Origin of the sequence: Muricoccus vinaceus (assembly GCF_042433125.1) — a bacterium.
Classification (GTDB): Bacteria; Pseudomonadota; Alphaproteobacteria; order Acetobacterales; family Acetobacteraceae; genus Roseomonas; species Roseomonas vinacea.
The window spans coordinates 146345-163378 of record NZ_JBHLVZ010000002.1; the positions used below are offsets into that span (position 1 = coordinate 146345).

The window sequence follows — 17034 nt, forward strand, 5'->3', positions numbered from 1 at the left end:
AAATCGGCCGCGTAGTCGCCTTTCGCTCCGTCAGTCGGTTGCGCGGGTCCACACCTCCGCTTTCCCCTCCACTTGCAGCGTGTCACCCACGCCGCGCGCGGGCACGTTCCGCAGGGTCAAGGTCGGATCAGAACCTGCGAGTCTGCACAAGCGTGAAGTGCTCTAGAAAGCCTTGAGGACGCCTCCTAGCATTAACATCCCGAGGCCGAGCAACCACCACTTCAGACCTTCCCTATTGCTACCAGGCGCCTTCTCCGCAGCGGTTCGGTTGGCTTCAGCCAGCGCGGCGTAAAGCGCTGGATTGCGGCGGACGGGATCGAGGCGATCGAACATCGTCTTGGTTCTCCGGTGGGCTTCGCCGCAGCCTACAAGAGGAACCGCGCAGCCCAGCGGCGACTTCGATGAACCTTGGAAGACAGTATCCACGGGTAGCAGGGAGTGCCCGGCGCCAGTAGGGGTCGGTAGGGCGGCCGGACATCTCAGCCTCCAGCCATTGCGAGCGCCTTGGCCCTCACACGCTCGGTCCGCGCCGTCCACCCACGGCCGGAGTTCTTCCACCCGTCGAGGCTGCGGTAGAACGTCATTTGCCGCTCCGCGAAGCGAGTGATCAGGTCGGCAGGCTGCTGACCCCGAACGGCCGCAAGGGTGAGCGGACCGATGCGCCGCCCGTCCACCGCTGCACCGGCAACCTCCTGCAGGATGCGGGTGGCCTTGCCCTGCCCCGCGTTGACGCAGAGGTTGAACGCCATCCCGTCATCGTTATTCCCCCTGTTCTTCTGCCTCCCCGCACCCTTACCACCGCGCTTTCACAGCGTGCAACTTGCTTCCGTCTTACGGAATGTGCTGAAAGGAAGCTGAAATGGCCAAGCCAGCAGAACGGACAGGCGGCGGGCGGGAAACGGGGCAGGACACCCCCCTGCACGCCGTGCCGCCCCCCGAACACGTGGCCTCCCTGCCGGGCGATGGCGTGCGCGCCGTGGACCGCGCCCTCGTCCTGCTGCGCAGCTTCCGCGAGGAGGACGGCCCACTCTCCCTGACCGAGCTGTCCCGGCGCGCGGGGCTGAACATGACCACGGCCCTTCGCCTGCTCGGCACGCTGGAGGCGCACGGCTTCATCAAGCGCCTGCCCGCGGGCGGCTACCTGCTGGGCCCATCGCTGCTCCTGCTGGGGGACCTGTTTCGGCGCTCGCTCCGGCTGGAGCACCATGTGATGCCCGCGCTGGAGCGCCTGCGCGCCGCGAGCCACGAGAGCGCTGCCTTTTTCGTGCGCGAAGGCGACCAGCGCCGCTGCGTCTTCCGCCTGGACTCCCCGCAGATGGTGCGGGACGTGGCCCATGTCGGGGAGGCGCAGCCACTCGGGCGCGGCGCGCACGGGCGTTCCCTGATCGCGCTGGAAACGGGCGAGCGCCTGCCGGTGGTGAGCCGCGGCGAGCGCCTCGCGGAAATCGCGGCCGTTGCCTGCCCCGTGCTGGACTCGCGCGGCTCGGTCGCCGGCTCCATCGGCCTCTCCCTGCCTCTCTACCGCTTCACGGCCGGGAGCGAGGCCACCTGCGTGCCGCTGGTGCTGCAGGAGGCAATGGCCATGACCCGTGACCTCGGTGGCGACCCCGCGCCGCTGGAACGCGCCGCCCACTGATCGCGGCAGGGAGGAACAAAGGAATGGCCCGGATCGAACTGACGCCCGAGGCGGAACGCACGCCCGAGGAAAAGGCGGTGTGCGAGGAAGCCGTTTCCGGCCTGCGCGGCCGCGTGCCCGCTCCCATGATCGCCTGGCTGAAGAACCCGGAGCTTGCACGCCGCGGGCAGCGGCTGGGCGAGCTGCTGCGCTACCAGACGGTGCTGGAGCCGCGCCTCTCCGAACTCGCCATCCTCGTGACCGCCCGCCACTGGACAGCGCATTACGAGTGGATGGTGCACAAGCGTGAGGGGCTCAAGGCCGGCATGGACCCGGAGGTGGTCGCCGCCATCGCCGCGCGCCGCGAGCCCAGCCTGCGGGACGAGCGGGAGAAGGTCGTCTTTGACGTCTCCACCACCCTCCTCTCCACGCGTCGCGTCCCGGATGCGCTCTACCGCCGCGGCGTCGAGGCGCTCGGCGAACGCGGCATGGTCGAACTGGTGGGCATCCTCGGCTACTACGCGCTGGTCGCGATGACCCTGAACGTCTTCGAGATCGGCCTTCCCGAAGCCTTCGCGCCGGAACTGGGCGCGGAACCCGGCGACGCCGGAGCCTGACGCCATGTGGGAGCCGAGCCTGCGCTACCCCGATCCGGCGATCCGTGCGCTCGACCCGAGCTTCGAGCGCTACCACCTCGCCCTTGCCGGGGTGGAGCGCCTCCACACCGGCTGCCGCTGGGCGGAAGGGCCTGTCTGGTTCGGCGCCTGGCGCAACCTGCTGTTCAGCGACGTGCCGAACGACCGCATCCTGTGCTGGAGCGAGGCAACGGGCGGCGTCGCAACCTTCCGCGCGCCATCGAACCACGCCAACGGCAACACGCGTGACCGCGAGGGCAGGCTGGTCACCTGCGAGCACGGCGGCGAGCAGGGCGGCCGCCGCGTGACGCGCACCGAGCATGACGGGGCCATCACCGTCCTCCTCGATGCCTTCGAGGGCCGCCGCCTGAACTCGCCCAATGACGTGGTGGTGAAGTCGGACGGCTCCATATGGTTCACCGACCCACCCTTCGGCATCCTCGGCCACTACCAGGGCCTGAAGGCGGAGCAGGAGCTTCCGGAACGGATCTACCGGATCGACGGCGCCACGGGCCGCGCGACGGTGGTGGCGGAGGAGGTGAGCGGGCCCAACGGGCTGGCCTTCAGCCCCGACGAAGCGAAGCTCTACGTGATCGAGAGCCGCTCGCGCCCGCGCACCATCCGCGTCTTCGACGTCGATGGCGACAGGCTTCGCAACAGCCGCGTGCTCGTGGACGCCGGCACCGGCACGCCCGACGGCTTTTGCGTGGACATCGACGGCAATCTCTGGTGCGGCTGGGGCATGGACCCGGAGCAGGACGGCGTGCGCGTCTTCAACCCCGCCGGCGCGCCGATCGGCCACATCCACCTGCCCGAGCGCTGCGCCAATCTTTGCTTCGGTGGCATCCGCCGCAACCGCCTTTTCATGGCGGCCAGCCACTCGCTTTACGCCCTTCACGTCAACACGCAGGGGACGCCCGGCGGCTAGCCGGGGCGGCCACGAGAAAGGACAGCGGCATGGCAGGACGGCTCGAGGGCAAGGTCGCGATCATCACGGGCGCCGGCTCCGTCGGGCCGGGCTGGGGCAACGGCCGCGCCGCGGCCGTGCTCTTCGCCCGCGAGGGCGCGAGGGTGTTCGGCGTCGACAGGGACCCTGCCGCCATGGAGGAGACGGCCGCCCGCATCCGCGAGGAGGGCGGCAGCTTCACGCCCGGCACCTGCGACGTGATGAGCGCCAGGTCCATCGCCGCCATGGTGCAGGAGGCGCACGACGCCTTCGGCCGGATCGACATCCTCGTGAACAATGTCGGCGGCTCCGCCAAGGGTGGGCCGGTGGAAATGAGCGAGGAGGTCTGGGACACCCAGATCGACTACAACCTGAAGAGCGTCTTTCTCGCCTGCAAGCACGTGCTGCCGATCATGGAGGCGCAGGGCGGCGGCGCGATCGTCAACACCGCCTCCACCTCCGGCATCCGCTGGACCGGCGCGGCGCAGGTCGCCTATGCGGCCTCCAAGGCCGGCATCATCCAGTTCTCGCGGGTGGTCGCCGTGCAGTATGCCGCCCGCAACATCCGCGTGAACACGGTGGTGCCCGGCCAGATGCACACGCCCATGGTCGAGGTGCGCCTCGCCGGCCAGCGCGCGGATGGCGACACCCAGGCCCTCCTGGCGCAACGGATGAAACGCATCCCGCTGGGCTTCGCCGGGGACGGCCGCGATACCGCCAATGCCGCGCTGTTCCTCGCATCCGACGAGGCGCGCTTCGTCACCGGAACCGAAATCGTGGTGGATGGCGGCATGTCCGTCCGCTGCGACTGAGCGCTGCGAGGGTGCTGGACCGGCGGTCAGCCCGGCCATTGGATTGGCACCTTGCGCGTCCCGCAGGGAGGACCGTGCGCTGCATGGCCCTCGCGCCCGCGCAGTCAGGATGATCGTTTCGACCATTAACCGTCTTTAGGTTTGTTTACAAAACCCTACCGAGGGCGTGATCAACATAGAGGTATGAGCCTGCCGGTCGTGATTCACTTAGTCGCTTCACTGCGGCCGGAATAAAGGTTGTCTGCAATGGCCGCAAATCCGGTGGTGAAGCTGGCGATCAGCAACCAGACCGCGGGATCGGGAAATTCGTTCGACACACTGATCGGCCGGGAACAGGTTGTTCTTCTCACCTTTGACAACCAGTCGAATGCGGCTGCCGGTTCCAGCGTCGGCTTCGCGCCCTACATCGACATTCTCCTGCCGCGGAACGGGGCGGACGGCGCCGGCCCGGGCAATCTCCCCGTCAATGACGGACTGGCTTTCCGTTCGGCCACCTATCTCGGCCAGGCCGTCTCGGCACAGGTCCTGGAGTTCGACGCGACCGGCAAGATCACGCATCCCTTCGCGCGCCAGGCAGGCGGCGCGCCGCTCGTCATCACCGGCACGCCCGGCGACGCGCTGGTCGTCCTCAGCCTTCCCTTCGGCAGCTTCACAGACGCGCAGACACCGACGGATATCGAGCTGCGGCTTGGCGTATCCTCCGGTGCGGACCTCGGCACGCCTCTCTCGCTCTCAGCGACGGGTGGCTTCGCATTCGGGCGCGACGCGCTCGACAACCCGGCGGCCGATTCGCCCGTTCGCGGCGCCTCCGCCTCGCTCAGCCTGACGCCGCAGGTCGCGCAGGTCGATGTCGTCTATGTCGGGCCGGAACAGGAAACGGCCACGGGGCCGTCCTATCCCCGTTCATGGCTGGTGCAGGGGCTGATCGCGCCCGGCCAGAGCCTCACGAACTTCACGCTGACGGACACCCTGCCCGACGGGGTGGTGCTGCGCGGCGCCAGCATCGTGAACGGCACCGGCACGGTGACGATCAGCCCCGACGGGCGCCAGGTGACCGCGGCGTTCAACGGCGCGGTCACCGGCGGCGGGGCGCCGCCGACGCTGAAGATCGACTACTACATCGGCGAGACCCTGTCCGACGGCACGCCGGTCCTGGACCCGGCCACGGGGGCCTTCCGGCTGATGCGCGACCAGGCGCAGCTTTCCGGCAACTGGACTCCGACCGACACCCGTGACGCGTTGACCGTCGTCGCGCTGGATCCGGCCGGGCCGGAGGACGTGATCACCGGCAAGTCCATCGCGGTCCAGAAATACGTCTCCGTGGTGGACGCGGCCGAGCCGGGCGGGCACCTGCTTTGGCGGCTGGAGGGGCAGGTCTCCAACTACTTCGAGGTCGACCACCTCCTCCTCACCGACAGCCTCGGCGACGGCCAGCGCTTCGACAGCGGCTTCCAGCCGGTGCTGACCGTGCAGGAAGGCGGGCGGACTATCTTCACCGGCGCCATGTCGCAGTACACCGTCGTGCGGGATGCCGTGACCGGCCTCTCCACCCTTCGCTTCGACGTCTCGGCAGAACTGCGCGCGCGCGGGATCGACGACGCGCTGCAGGGCGGCGGCGCGGGCAGCCCCAACCCCGCGACGGCAACCGTCAGCTTCCGCTCGGTGATCGAGCGCGGCTGGGCCGGCCCCGTCCCGGCGGACGGTCTCGTGGACCAGGGCGACCGGCTGGACAATGGCGTGGTCTTCTCCGGCGAGGTGGCCGCCACGGACCGCGCCATCGCCGACAACAGCGCGGCGGGCGTGACGCTGCCGGTCAGCAACGTCGAGAAGTCGATCTACGCGATCAACGGCGTGCTGGCCCCGGCGGGCAGCGCCGTGGTGGCCGGCGACGAGATCACCTTCCGGCTCAAGCTCGACCTGCCGCTCACCAGCGCGCACCAGGTCCGCCTGACGGACTACCTGCCGCTGCCCGTGCTGCTGGCCGCCGATCCCGACGGCAACCCGGCGACCCCCACGGGCTTCACCTTCACCGGCGCTGTTTCCGCAACGCCCCCCACCGTGGGGCAGGCGAGCTTCGGCCCCGGCGACAGCTTCCACAACAGCGGAGACCGCTCCGTCACGCCCACGCTGCGCTGGGACGCCACGGCGAACAGCCTGGTCTTCGACTTCGGCGACGTGGATGCGGGCAACTACGACGCCTCCACCATCGACCTGCTCTTCACCGTCCGCGTGGTGGACGCCCCCTTCGGCGACGGCCTGCTGCTGACCAACCAGGTTACGTCCACCGAGACGAACTCCCAGGGCCAGGTGGCCGAAGACAACGCGATCATCCAGTTCACGCTGACCGAGCCGAAGCTCTCGATCACCAAGTCCGTCATCGCCGGCAGCAACGCGCGCGCCGTGATCGCCGACGCCGATGGCGGCGCCTGGAGCCCGGCGGGCATCGCCTGGACCGCGCCCGGCACGGCCGGCAACCGCTTCAGCGGCACGGTCAGCAGTGCGGCACTGGCGGCGCAGCCGCTCGACGCCAACGTGACCGGCCTCGATGCCGGCGACGTGGTGAGCTTCGCCCTGGTGGTCGAAAACCTCGGCACCGGGCTGAACGGCGCCTTCGACCTGCTCCTGCGCGACCTTCTGCCCACCGGCCTTTCGGTTCCCGCCACAGGCCTGAACCTCCGGGCGACGGACGGCGCCGGCCGTGCCCTTTCCTATACGCTGGAAGGCGGCGGGCTGTTCGGCACGAGCGGCGGCCTACGCCTGACCGATCCCGGGCTCCGCGATGGCGCGGTGGACGCCTATGACGCCACCAGCGGCCGCAACATCGTCGTCGTCACCTACGACCTGCTGCTGTCGTCCAATCCGGACGGCACCGCCGTGCAGCCCGGCAGCGCCTATCTCAACACCGCCAGCATCGTGAACTACGCGGCGCTGGAGGGCGGCACCAACCGCGTGCCCAGCAGCGCGGCCGCGGACATGGCCGACGGCGCCGGCATCGCGACCGCCGGCCCCGCGATCACCAAGGCGGTGATCAGCACCTCCGCCGCTCACACCGCCAGCACGCGGGGCGATGCCGCCGTCACGGATCTCGCGATCGGCGAAACCGTTACCTACACCTTGACCGTCCGCCTCTCGGAGGGGCTGAACCGCGACCTTCGCATCCAGGACCTGCTGCCCAACAGCAACGGGGACCTGGAATTCGTCTCCGCCCGCATCACCTCCGTCGGCGCCCAGCTGTCCGGCGTGAACGCCCAGGCGACGCCGGTCATCACCGACCGCGACAATGACGGGGTGCGCGACACCGTCAGCTTCGTTCTCGGCGATATCCTCAACGCCGCCGACAACCTGGAAACCGCGGGCGACCTGCTGACCATCGAGGTGGTGGCGCGCGCCAAGAACCTCCCCGGCAACACCGCGGGCGACCTGCTAATCAACACCGGAACCGTCAGCGTCGCGGACGGCGACGAGACCGGCACAACCGTCACCGCCAGCGCCACAGCCAGCTTGGAACTCGTGGAGCCCGCGCTCAGCATCACCAAGTCGATCAACAAGACAACGGCGGATGCGGGGGACCTCCTTACCTATACGGTGAAGGTCGCGAACGGCAACGGCACCTACGGTGCCGCCGCCTTCGACCTGACGCTCACGGATCTGCTGGCCACCCTGCCCCCCAATGCCGCCTTCCGGCCGGGCACCGTGACCGTGGCAGGTGCCGCCGCCGGGGCGACCGTGGTGACCGGCAACGGCAACGCCGACACCGGCCTGCGGGTCGATCTTTCGCGCCTGGACCCCGGCGAGACGCTGACGGTCACCTTCCAGGCGGCCGTGGACACCCACATCGCGGCGGGCACGGTGGTGTCGGGCAGTGCCAGCGTCACCGGCACGACCCTGCCCGGCACGGATTCCACGGAGCGGAGCTACACCGCCTCCGCCGGCGCGAGCTTCACCGTTCCCCGCCCCACCACCGTCAAGACGATATCAGCCACCGATGCCGCCGATACCGGCACCGGGCGCTACACCAGCCTAACCGACCTCAAGATCGGCGAGACCGCCACCTTCGAGATCACCGTCACCCTGCCGGAGGGCGACAGCCCCGGCTTCCGCATCACCGACCTCCTGCCCGACACGCTGGTGACCGGAATGGGCGGGCGCCTGGCCTATGTGGATGGCTCGGCGAGCGTGGTTGCCGTCGGCAGCGGCATTCGCGCCCTGTCGGGCGCCGCCGTCGGCGCGCCGCTCGTCACGACGGGCGACAGCAACGGCAACGGCACCGCGGACCGGGTGATCCTGAGCTTCGGCGATCTCACGAACCTTCCCGACGACCTCGCGGGTGCGAGCGACCGCATCACCATACGCCTGCAGGCCCGGCTGCTGGATGCCGTCTCCAACGAGAACGGCGACACCATCACCAACATCGCCTATGCGGAAGCGAATGGCCTCGCGGGCGGCAGCGCGACGGTGCGCGCCGAGGTGGTGGAGCCCCGCCTCGCCATCGACAAGGCTTCGTCGGTCGCGGCGGGAACCGCACTCGATGCCGGGGCGGAGATCACCTACACGCTGACGGTCAGCCACGCCTCGACCAGCCAGCTCAATGCCTATGACCTGCTGGTGCAGGATTTGCTGCCCGTCGGACTGGAGCTTGTTGCGGGCAGCCTTGCCGCGAGCGCCGGAACCGCCACCGCTTCGGGCGGCGCGATCTCCGTCTCGGTGGGGCAGCTCGCGCTGGGCGGCACGCCGCTCACGGTGACCTACCGGGCCCGCGCGGCGGATGCCGTCACGCCCGGCCAGGTTCTCTCCAACACGGCCAGCGTCGCCTATGACAACCTCGCGGGCACCGGCGGCCGCGCGGGTCCCATGGCGCAGGACACCGAGACACGGGTGGTCGCCCTTTCGCCGGGGGTCACGAAGACCGTCCTTTCCACCGGCGATGCCGGAACGGGCAGCGCCTTCTTCAACGCGGGCGTGACGGACCTCGCGATCGGCGAAACCGTGACGTTCCGCCTGCTCGCAACGCTCGGCGAGGGGACGCAGCGCCTGGTGCTGAGCGACACGCTGCCCACGGGCATGACCCTGCTCGGCACAGCGCTCGAGACCGTGGGCGTCAACCTCCAGGGCCTCGCGGCGCCAGTGGTGTCGACCACCGGGCAGCTCACCCGCATGGACTTCGGCACCGTCACCAACCTCGGCGACAACTTGCGCGACGCGCGGGACCAGTTCTCGGTGCTGGTCACGGCCCGCGTGACGGACCCCGGCCTTGCCGCCGGCACCCCGCTGACCAACACGGCGCTGGTGGAAACCTCCGCGCCCAATGGCGGCGGCCTGGCGACGGCCAGCGCCAGCGCGCCGGTGGAGGTGGTGCGGCCGCTCCTGCTGGTGGACAAGTCCACGCCGGCCACCACCGGCGACGGCGCCGACCTCGTCACCTATTCCGTCGCCATCCGGCACGCGCCGGGCAGCACGGCGCCCGCCTACAACCTGCAGCTCGACGATCTCCTGGCGCCCGGCCTGACCCTTGTGGCGGGCTCGGCCACCACCACGGCCGGCACCCTGGGCGGCGGCGGCGGCGCGCTGCGCCTGACCCTGGACAGCCTCGCCCAGGGCGCGGCACCCGTGGTGGTCACCTATCAGGCCCGTCTGGCCGATGGCGTGGTCAACGGGCAGGTGATCAGCAACACGGCCGGGCTGCGCTACGACACCGCGCCCTCCTCCGGGACGGGCCTGACCGCCAGCGATCCCGCGACGGTCACCGTCAGCCTCGCCAACGCGGTGGACAAGGCCCTCTACGCCACCGACAACGCCGCCACCGCCGGCAGCGACGTTGCGCCGGGTGAGCTGGTGACGTGGCGGATCACCGCGACGCTTGCCGAAGGATCGCAGGCGATCAGCCTGAGCGACCTGCTGCCGACCGGGCTGGACTACGTCGCCTCCCGCGTGGTGTCGCTCGGCGCGCTCACCGGCTCCAGCCTGGCGGTGGGCGCCAGCGGAACCTGGAACGCCGTGGCGCGGACGGTCGGCTTCAACTTCGGCACCCTGCTGAACGCGGGCGACAACCAGACCACCACCGCCGACGCGCTGGTGGTTGAGGTGCAGGCCCGCGTGAGCACGGCACCGGCCAGCGGCACCCTGCTGACCAATGCCGCGACCCTGACGGCCGCGACCCCCGCCAATGCCTACGGCGTCGCGGCCGGCGTCGCCTACGGCGGCGTCTCCGACACCGACACGGTGCGCGACGTGGAGGCGAGGCTCGGCGGCAACGTTTTCCTGGACATGAACGGCAACGGCCTGCAGGACCCGGGAGAGGGCGGCATCGCCGGCGTCACCGTGCGGCTGCTCGACGTCGCGGGCAACGACACCGGGCGCAGCACGGCTTCGGACGCGACCGGTCAGTACCTGTTCTCCGACCTTGTGCCCGGCAGCTACGCGGTCAGCTTCGCGCGTCCCGCCGCGCAGGCCTTCACGCTGGCCAATGTCGGAGCAAACGACGCGATCGACAGCGATGCCGACCGCGCCACCGGCCGCACCGCCAGCATCGCCCTGCCCGCCGGTGCGGATGACCGCAGCCTGGATGCCGGGCTCTATGTTCCGGCCTCTCTGGGCGACCGCGTGTTCCACGACCTGAACGCCAACGGCCTCCAGGATGCGGGGGAGTCCGGCCTCGCGGGGATCGCGCTGCGCTTGCTCGACGCGGCGGGCGCCACGCTCGCCACCACCACCACGGATGCGAGCGGCGCCTACCTGTTCAGCGGCCTGATCCCCGCCACCTACCGCATCGCCGCGGAGGCGGCGAACTGGTCGGTCTCCCCCTCCAACCGCGGCGGCGAGGCAACGGACAGTGACCTCGATCCCGGCGCGCGGGCGTCCGACAGCTTCGTGCTCTCCTCCGGCACGCAGGAAACGCGGCTGGATGTCGGGCTCTGGCAGCCGGCCTCGCTGGGCGACCGGGTCTTCCTCGACCGCAACGCCAACGGCGTGCAGGACGCCGGCGACACCGGCATCGGCGGGGTGCGCGTCGCGCTGCTGAATGCGGACGGGAGTTCGGCCAACCGGTCCGTCACCACGGACGCGCAGGGCAACTACCTCTTCTCCGGCCTCGTGCCGGGCAGCTACCGCGTCCGCTTCGACACACCCGCCCAGGCCCGACCGTCGCCCCAGGATGTCGGCGACGACGCGACCGACAGCGACATTGACGGAACCGGCACCACCGGCGTCGTCACGCTCACCTCCGGCGAGGTGGCGCGACAGGCCGACGCCGGCTTCTCGTACAACACACGGATCGGCGACCGTGTCTGGGAGGACCTCAACGGCAACGGGCTGCAGGATGCCGGCGAGCCCGGCATCGCCAACGTCACGGTGCGCCTGCTGGACGCCGCGGGCGCCGAGGTGGCGCAGACCGCCACGGCGCCCGATGGAACCTACCTCTTCGCGGGGCATCCCAGCGGCACCTACAGCCTGCAGTTCGTGGCCCCGGCCGGCTATGCCGTCACCCGCCGCGACGTCGGCGCCGACGACGCCATCGACAGCGACGCCCGCGCCGATGGCAGCACGGCCGCCTTCGCGAGCACCGCGCCCGACCTCGGCCAGGACGCGGGCCTCTACCGCCCGGTGACGGTGGGCGGCACGGTCTGGTTCGACACCGATGGCGACGGCCTGCGGGGCACGGGCGAGCAGGGCCTGCCGGGCGTGCCGGTGCGGCTGCTCGACCCCCAGGGCAACCCGCTGGGGCCGGTGACAGCAACGGATGCCGCGGGCGCCTACAGCTTCGCAGGCCTGATCCCCGGCAGCTACCGCGTCGGCTTCGCGCCCCTGATCGGCACGGCCTTCACCGCGCAGGACCGCGGCGGGTCCGAAGCCGCCGACAGCGACGCCACTCCGGCGAACGGCATCTCCAGCCTGCTGGTGACGCTGTCCTCCGGGGGATCGAACCTGCTCAGCACGGCGGGGCTCGCCCTCAAGCTGATCGGCACGCCCTCCCTCGTCCCGGGCCTCGCGCTTGGCGGCGGCGGCAACGGCTACCCAGGAACGGACAGCCCGGAGCTGGTCTATGGCGAGGGCGGCAACGACAACCTGCACGGCCTCGGCGGCAACGACACCCTGTTCGGCGGCGAAGGCGACGACGCACTGAACGGCCATGACGGCAACGACACGCTCTCGGGCGGCAACGGCAACGACAACGTCCAGGGGCAGGTCGGCGACGACCTGATCCTGGGCGGGGCGGGCGACGACATCGGCGAGGGCGGCAACGGCAACGACACGCTGATGGCGGGCGCCGGCGCCGACAACATGCAGGGCGAGGGCGGCGACGACAGCCTTTTCGGCGGCGCGGGCGGCGACCTGCTGACCGGCAACGAGGGCAACGACGTGGTGGCGGGCGGCAGCGGCAACGACAGCCTGGTCGGCGCCGACGGCACGGACCTGATCATCGGCGGGCGCGATGGCGGCCGCATGGCCCTGGACGCCGAGGGCAACCTGGCCGGCATCGTGTTCGGCGACGAGCTGCAAGGCAATGGCGGGGCCGATGCCTTCGTCTGGCAGGCGGGCGACGGCGTGGACATGATCTTCGACCTGAACCCGGCGGAAGGCGACACGCTCACCATCTACGGCTACAGCGGCTTCTCGGCCATCCAGCGCACGCCCGACGGGCGGATGTCCCTTTACCTCGGCCCGGACTCCGGCTTCGTCCTGAACAACAACATGTTCCAGGGCGCCCTGCCCGGCGACACGCTGCCCGGCGTGCGCTTCGTGCCCTCGCTGTCCGGCGCGCCCGGCGAGCTGTTCGGCGCGGACCTGGTGGTGCCGGTGCTGGCGCAGAACTGGGCGTCGGGCTTCCGCGGCACCGGCAGCATCACGGTGGCCGGGTCCTTCCCCCCGGCCGACGCGCCGCCCGCCGCGCCCGACCTGTCCGGCGTCGCCTTCGACCGCCTCCTGGCGGGAACCGGCACGAACGACCGGCTGGTGCTCGGTGCCGGCAACGATTGGGTGGAGGCAGGAGCCGGCTTCGACATCGCCGTGTCCCAGGGCGGCTTCCGGGGCACCGGAACCACGTTGCTGGGGGATGGCAGCCTCCGGCTCGACATGGGCGCGCGCACCGTGCTGCTGCGGGGGGTCGAGGAGGTGGACTTCGCGGATGGCCGGCTGCACCTGTCGAGCGACAGCGCGGCGGCCCGGGTCAACCGGCTCTACGAAACCGCCCTTGGCCGCGGCGCGGACCAGTCGGGGCTGAACGTCTGGACCGGGCAGGTGGAGAAGGGGCAGCCCCTGCTGCAACTGGCGGAAGCCTTTCTGGGCAGCCCCGAGTTCGCGGCGCGCTACGGCAACCAGAGCAACCAGGACTACATCGGGCAACTCTACCAGAACGTCCTCGGCCGCGCGCCGGACCCGGGCGGCGCGGCCGTGTGGAATGCGGCGCTGGCGGCCGGCACCAGCCGCGCCTCCGTGCTGCTGGGCTTCAGCGAGAGCGCCGAGAACAGGCAGGCCCATGCGGCCGAGGACGCCCGGGGCATCTGGGACGTCTCGGAGAACGCCGCCTCCGTGGCACGCCTCTACGACACCACCCTCGGCCGCCTGCCCGACCTCGCCGGGCTGACCGCCTGGCGCGGGCTGCTGGACTCGGGCGCGCAGACCCTCGCCAGCATGGCCGCCGGCTTCACCGCCAGCACCGAGTTCGTTGCGCGCTACGGTGCCAACAGCTCGACCGCCGACTTCGTGGAACTGCTTTACACGAACGCGCTCCACCGCGGCTCCGACCCGGCGGGCAAGGCGGAGTGGGTCAGCGGCATCGACAGCGGCGCCTTCACCCGCACCGACGCCGTGCTCACCTTCTCGGAAAGCGCGGAGCACCAGGCGCTCACCGCCGGCAACATCATGAGCGCCGCCCCGGCACAGTTCGGCATCCTCTTTGCGTGACCGCCCGGCGGCGGGCTGCCCGGCCGTTCAGGTGGCCGCGGTCAGGACTCGCGCGCCTCCAGGATGGCCGCCTGCCTGACCTGCTTCAGCCGGTTCAGCTCCGCCTCGAGCGTATCCAGGACATCCTGGGCCGCTCCGGCCGCGCGGGCCCGCTTGAACGCCACCAGCGCCGCCTTGATGGGATCATCGTAGCGAGGACAGTGGAACAGCCACCAGGGATCCGCCTTCGCCACCGCGAACGCAGGCGACCGGTCCGGGGATGCCTCGCCCAGCTGGCGGCGCGCCACTTCCGCCGCCAGCGCGTCACGGCGGACGAGAAGGGTCGCCAGATTCACGGGCGGGATGGTCCGGGCTTGCTCCGCCCTGACCGCCGCCGCCGCGTCGCTGGCGGCTTGAAGCAACTGGGTGTCGGAAAGGGCGCGCAGGTTCATGGGGGCATTATGCCCCTCCTGACGGGATCATGGGATGCCGCCTTCGCACGCGAGTGCGGAACCAGGTCATTCGCGGTGTTTGGCGCGGGTCCCAGCCTCGCGGGCGGCCGTGCCGATGGCAATGGTGCCGGAGCGTGAACCCGTCAGCGGCCTGTCCCGATCGGGCGGCGGCCGGCGTGGGGCCCCGCCGGCCATGCCTCACCCCATCCGGAACAGGCGGCGGGCATTGCCGCCGGCAATCGCCTCCCGGTCCGCCGCCTCCAGCCCCTCGCAGGCCTCGAGCGTGCCGAGCGGATCAAGATCGCCCATGTCGAAGGGATAGTCGGAGCCGAGCATCACACGCTCCGCCCCCGCGAGGCGCACTAGGTTGCCGATCAGGTCGGGCCGGAACACGCAGGTGTCGAACCAGAAGCGCGGCAAATAGGCGGAAGGCGGCCGTGCCGTGAGGCGGCGGAGTTCCGGCCGGTGCTCCCAGGCATGGTCCAGCCGCCCGACATAGGAGGGCACGTAGCCGCCGCCGTGGCAGATCAGCACCTGCAGACCCGGATGCCGGTCCATCACCCCGCCGAGCACGAGGTGGTGGAAGGCGATCGTTTCCTCCAGCGGCTGCCCGACCGTGTTGACCATGAAGAAAGGACCGAGCCGCGCGCCCTCCGAAAACCCGAGCGGATGGATCACGAGCAGCGCGCCGAGCGTGGAAAGCCGGTCCCACAACGGGTCGAAGGCACGGTCGGACAGCTCGCGTTCGTTCACGCGGGAATCGATCTGGAAACCACGGAGGCCCAGCTCCTCCACCCCACGCCTCGCCTCGGCCATGGCGGCCGGCACATCGGCCATGGGAAGGGTGCCGAGCCCGGCGAAGGCCGCCCGGTCCTGCGCCACCAGCCCCGCCACATGGTCGTTCTGCATGGCCGAGATCCGCGCCAGCAGCCCTGCCTCCGCCCAGTAGTGCTGCTGCCCCGGCGCGGGGGCGATCACCTGCGCGTCCACCCGCATCCGCGCCATGTCGGTCCGCCGGCGCCCCAGGTCGTTGAAGGGCTCGCGCAGCTTCGCCCCCTGCTCCACGTCCGTCGCCGCGCTCTCGGGCGACATGTCGCGCTTGTAGGGGATGGTGCCGTAGCCGGGCTGGTCCCGCACCAGCGGCTCCACCGCCGGGCAGAAGGTATGGGTGTGCATGTCGACGATCATGGCGATGCCTGTCCGGATCGGGGTGGGCGCCAGTCGACGCCGGGGAGGCGTCAGTGGACGCCGAGGAAGCGGGTGAGGGTCGCGTGGTCGTGACCGGCCTCGCTCGCCGCGGCCTCGTGCACCACGCGCCCGGTTTCCAGCACGCAGACACGGTCCGCCAGCGCCAGGGCGCTGTAGAGGTTCTGCTCGACGAGCAGGATCGCGAGCCCGGCCCGCTTCAGCTCCAGGACGATGCTCTCCACGTGCTGGACCATCACGGGGGCCAGCCCTTCGGAGGGCTCGTCCATCAGGACCAGCTCGGGATCGGTCATCAGGGCGCGGGCGATGGCCAGCATCTGCCGCTCCCCGCCCGAAAGCTCGTGGCCGCGGTTGGACTTCCGCTCGGCCAGGCGCGGAAAGAACTCGAAGGCCTTGGCGACCGTCCAGCCATGCCGGGCGCCGGCGGGCTTGAGCGTCGTCAGGTGCTCCAGCACCGTCAGCGAGGGAAACAGCCGCCGCCCCTGCGGCACGATGCCGATGCGCCTGCGCGCGATCTCGTGCGGTGCCAGCCCCAGCAGCTCCTGCCCCTTCCATCGCACGGAGCCCCGCCGCACCACCGGCGGCCGCAGCCCCATGATCGATCGGATCAGCGTGGTCTTGCCCATGCCGTTGCGGCCGAGCAGCGCCAGCACCTCCCCGTCCCGCACGGTCAAGGACGGCCCGTGCAGCACATGGGCCTCGCCGTAGAAGCTGTGGATCCCCTCCACCTCAAGCATCGTGGCGGGCCTTGCCCAGATAGACTTCCTGCACCTGCGGGTCCGTGCGGATGTCGTCCGGCGCCGCCTCCACCAGCAGGCGGCCGTTGTTCAGGCACGTCACCCAGTCCACCAGGCTCAGCACCAGGTCCATGTCATGCTCGATCAGCACCACCGTCATCGTGCGCGGCAGGGAGCGGATGATGTCGGAGACGATGACCCGCTCGGAAGGCGAGAGGCCGGCCGCCGGCTCGTCCAGCAGAAGCAGGCGCGGGCGCGTGGCCAGCGCCATCGCCATCTCCAACTGCCGCTGCTCCCCATAGGAGAGCGCGCGCACCTCCTGGTCCAGCCGTCCCGACAGGCGCGACAAGGCCAGCGCGGCCTCGATCCGCCCTGCTTCCTCCCGGTCCAGCCCGTCGCGTCCCAGGATGGAGAAGCGTCGCGGCGAAAGGCCGCGCAGCGCGAGCCTCATGTTCTCCATGACCGTCAGGCGCGGGAACAGGTTGGTGATCTGGAAGGTCCGCCCCATGCCGCGATGCGCCCGCGCGTGCACCGGCAGGCGCGTCACGTCCCGCCCTTCCAGCAGCACGCGCCCGGAGGAGGCGCGAACCACGCCGGTGATGGCGTTGAACAGCGTCGTCTTGCCCGCGCCGTTCGGCCCGATGATGGCACGGCGCTGCCCGGCCGGCACGCGGATCGACACCGCCTCCACAGCGCGGAGGCCGCCGAAGCGGACGCCGACCTCCTCCAGCACCAATCCATCGTCCATGGCG

The 17034-nt window shown here is 70.8% G+C and carries 11 protein-coding genes; 5 read left to right on the forward strand and 6 right to left on the reverse strand.

The window, feature by feature from the left end; all coding sequences use genetic code 11:
• Positions 1-162 precede the first annotated feature (162 nt).
• Entirely contained in the window at positions 163-333 is a 171-nt protein-coding gene (locus ACFFIC_RS02440) for a hypothetical protein (protein WP_377048461.1), read from the reverse strand.
• 146 nt (positions 334-479) lie between these two features.
• Positions 480-749, reverse strand: a complete 270-nt coding sequence (locus tag ACFFIC_RS02445; protein WP_377048462.1) for a putative peptidoglycan-binding domain-containing protein — start codon at positions 747-749, stop codon at positions 480-482.
• Positions 750-859: 110 nt separating this feature from the next.
• Here ACFFIC_RS02445 and ACFFIC_RS02450 point away from each other — a divergent pair, with 110 nt between their 5' ends.
• The 5 genes from ACFFIC_RS02450 (at position 860) to ACFFIC_RS02470 (ending at position 13908) form a co-directional block, all read left to right on the forward strand.
• On the forward strand, positions 860-1636 hold the full coding sequence (locus ACFFIC_RS02450) for an IclR family transcriptional regulator (RefSeq protein ID WP_377048463.1): 777 nt from the start codon (positions 860-862) through the stop codon (positions 1634-1636).
• A 23-nt stretch (positions 1637-1659) separates the two neighbouring features.
• Positions 1660-2232: a carboxymuconolactone decarboxylase family protein gene (locus ACFFIC_RS02455; protein WP_377048464.1), complete on the forward strand. Its 573-nt coding sequence runs from the start codon at positions 1660-1662 to the stop codon at positions 2230-2232.
• Positions 2233-2236: 4 nt separating this feature from the next.
• Positions 2237-3178 carry an SMP-30/gluconolactonase/LRE family protein gene (locus ACFFIC_RS02460; protein WP_377048465.1) on the forward strand — a complete coding sequence of 314 codons (942 nt, stop codon included), beginning with the start codon at positions 2237-2239 and terminating at the stop codon, positions 3176-3178.
• Positions 3179-3207: 29 nt separating this feature from the next.
• Entirely contained in the window at positions 3208-4008 is an 801-nt protein-coding gene (locus tag ACFFIC_RS02465; RefSeq protein WP_377048466.1) for an SDR family NAD(P)-dependent oxidoreductase, read from the forward strand.
• A gap of 246 nt (positions 4009-4254) precedes the next feature.
• Positions 4255-13908: an SdrD B-like domain-containing protein gene (locus ACFFIC_RS02470; RefSeq protein WP_377048467.1), complete on the forward strand. Its 9654-nt coding sequence runs from the start codon at positions 4255-4257 to the stop codon at positions 13906-13908.
• 41 nt (positions 13909-13949) lie between these two features.
• Here ACFFIC_RS02470 and ACFFIC_RS02475 read toward each other — a convergent pair whose 3' ends face one another.
• The 4 genes from ACFFIC_RS02475 to ACFFIC_RS02490 form a co-directional block, all read right to left on the reverse strand.
• Positions 13950-14339: a hypothetical protein gene (locus ACFFIC_RS02475; RefSeq protein ID WP_377048468.1), complete on the reverse strand. Its 390-nt coding sequence runs from the start codon at positions 14337-14339 to the stop codon at positions 13950-13952.
• A gap of 198 nt (positions 14340-14537) precedes the next feature.
• Positions 14538-15527 carry an amidohydrolase family protein gene (locus ACFFIC_RS02480; protein ID WP_377048469.1) on the reverse strand — a complete coding sequence of 330 codons (990 nt, stop codon included), beginning with the start codon at positions 15525-15527 and terminating at the stop codon, positions 14538-14540.
• A gap of 50 nt (positions 15528-15577) precedes the next feature.
• The gene (locus tag ACFFIC_RS02485) at positions 15578-16282 is read right to left on the reverse strand and encodes an ABC transporter ATP-binding protein (RefSeq protein WP_377048470.1); all 705 of its coding nucleotides are present in this window, start codon (positions 16280-16282) and stop codon (positions 15578-15580) included.
• On the reverse strand, positions 16275-17030 hold the full coding sequence (locus tag ACFFIC_RS02490) for an ABC transporter ATP-binding protein (RefSeq protein ID WP_377048471.1): 756 nt from the start codon (positions 17028-17030) through the stop codon (positions 16275-16277). Before ACFFIC_RS02490 ends, ACFFIC_RS02485 begins: the two co-directional genes overlap by 8 nt.
• Between the last annotated feature and the right edge of the window lie 4 nt (positions 17031-17034).

Coding starts and splice junctions, on each gene's coding strand:
- ACFFIC_RS02440 (WP_377048461.1), bottom strand. CDS start 333: ATGTTCGATCGCCTCGATCCCGTCCGCCGCAATCCAGCGCTTTACGCC.
- ACFFIC_RS02445 (WP_377048462.1), bottom strand. CDS start 749: ATGGCGTTCAACCTCTGCGTCAACGCGGGGCAGGGCAAGGCCACCCGC.
- ACFFIC_RS02450 (WP_377048463.1), top strand. CDS start 860: ATGGCCAAGCCAGCAGAACGGACAGGCGGCGGGCGGGAAACGGGGCAG.
- ACFFIC_RS02455 (WP_377048464.1), top strand. CDS start 1,660: ATGGCCCGGATCGAACTGACGCCCGAGGCGGAACGCACGCCCGAGGAA.
- ACFFIC_RS02460 (WP_377048465.1), top strand. CDS start 2,237: ATGTGGGAGCCGAGCCTGCGCTACCCCGATCCGGCGATCCGTGCGCTC.
- ACFFIC_RS02465 (WP_377048466.1), top strand. CDS start 3,208: ATGGCAGGACGGCTCGAGGGCAAGGTCGCGATCATCACGGGCGCCGGC.
- ACFFIC_RS02470 (WP_377048467.1), top strand. CDS start 4,255: ATGGCCGCAAATCCGGTGGTGAAGCTGGCGATCAGCAACCAGACCGCG.
- ACFFIC_RS02475 (WP_377048468.1), bottom strand. CDS start 14,339: ATGAACCTGCGCGCCCTTTCCGACACCCAGTTGCTTCAAGCCGCCAGC.
- ACFFIC_RS02480 (WP_377048469.1), bottom strand. CDS start 15,527: ATGATCGTCGACATGCACACCCATACCTTCTGCCCGGCGGTGGAGCCG.
- ACFFIC_RS02485 (WP_377048470.1), bottom strand. CDS start 16,282: ATGCTTGAGGTGGAGGGGATCCACAGCTTCTACGGCGAGGCCCATGTG.
- ACFFIC_RS02490 (WP_377048471.1), bottom strand. CDS start 17,030: ATGGACGATGGATTGGTGCTGGAGGAGGTCGGCGTCCGCTTCGGCGGC.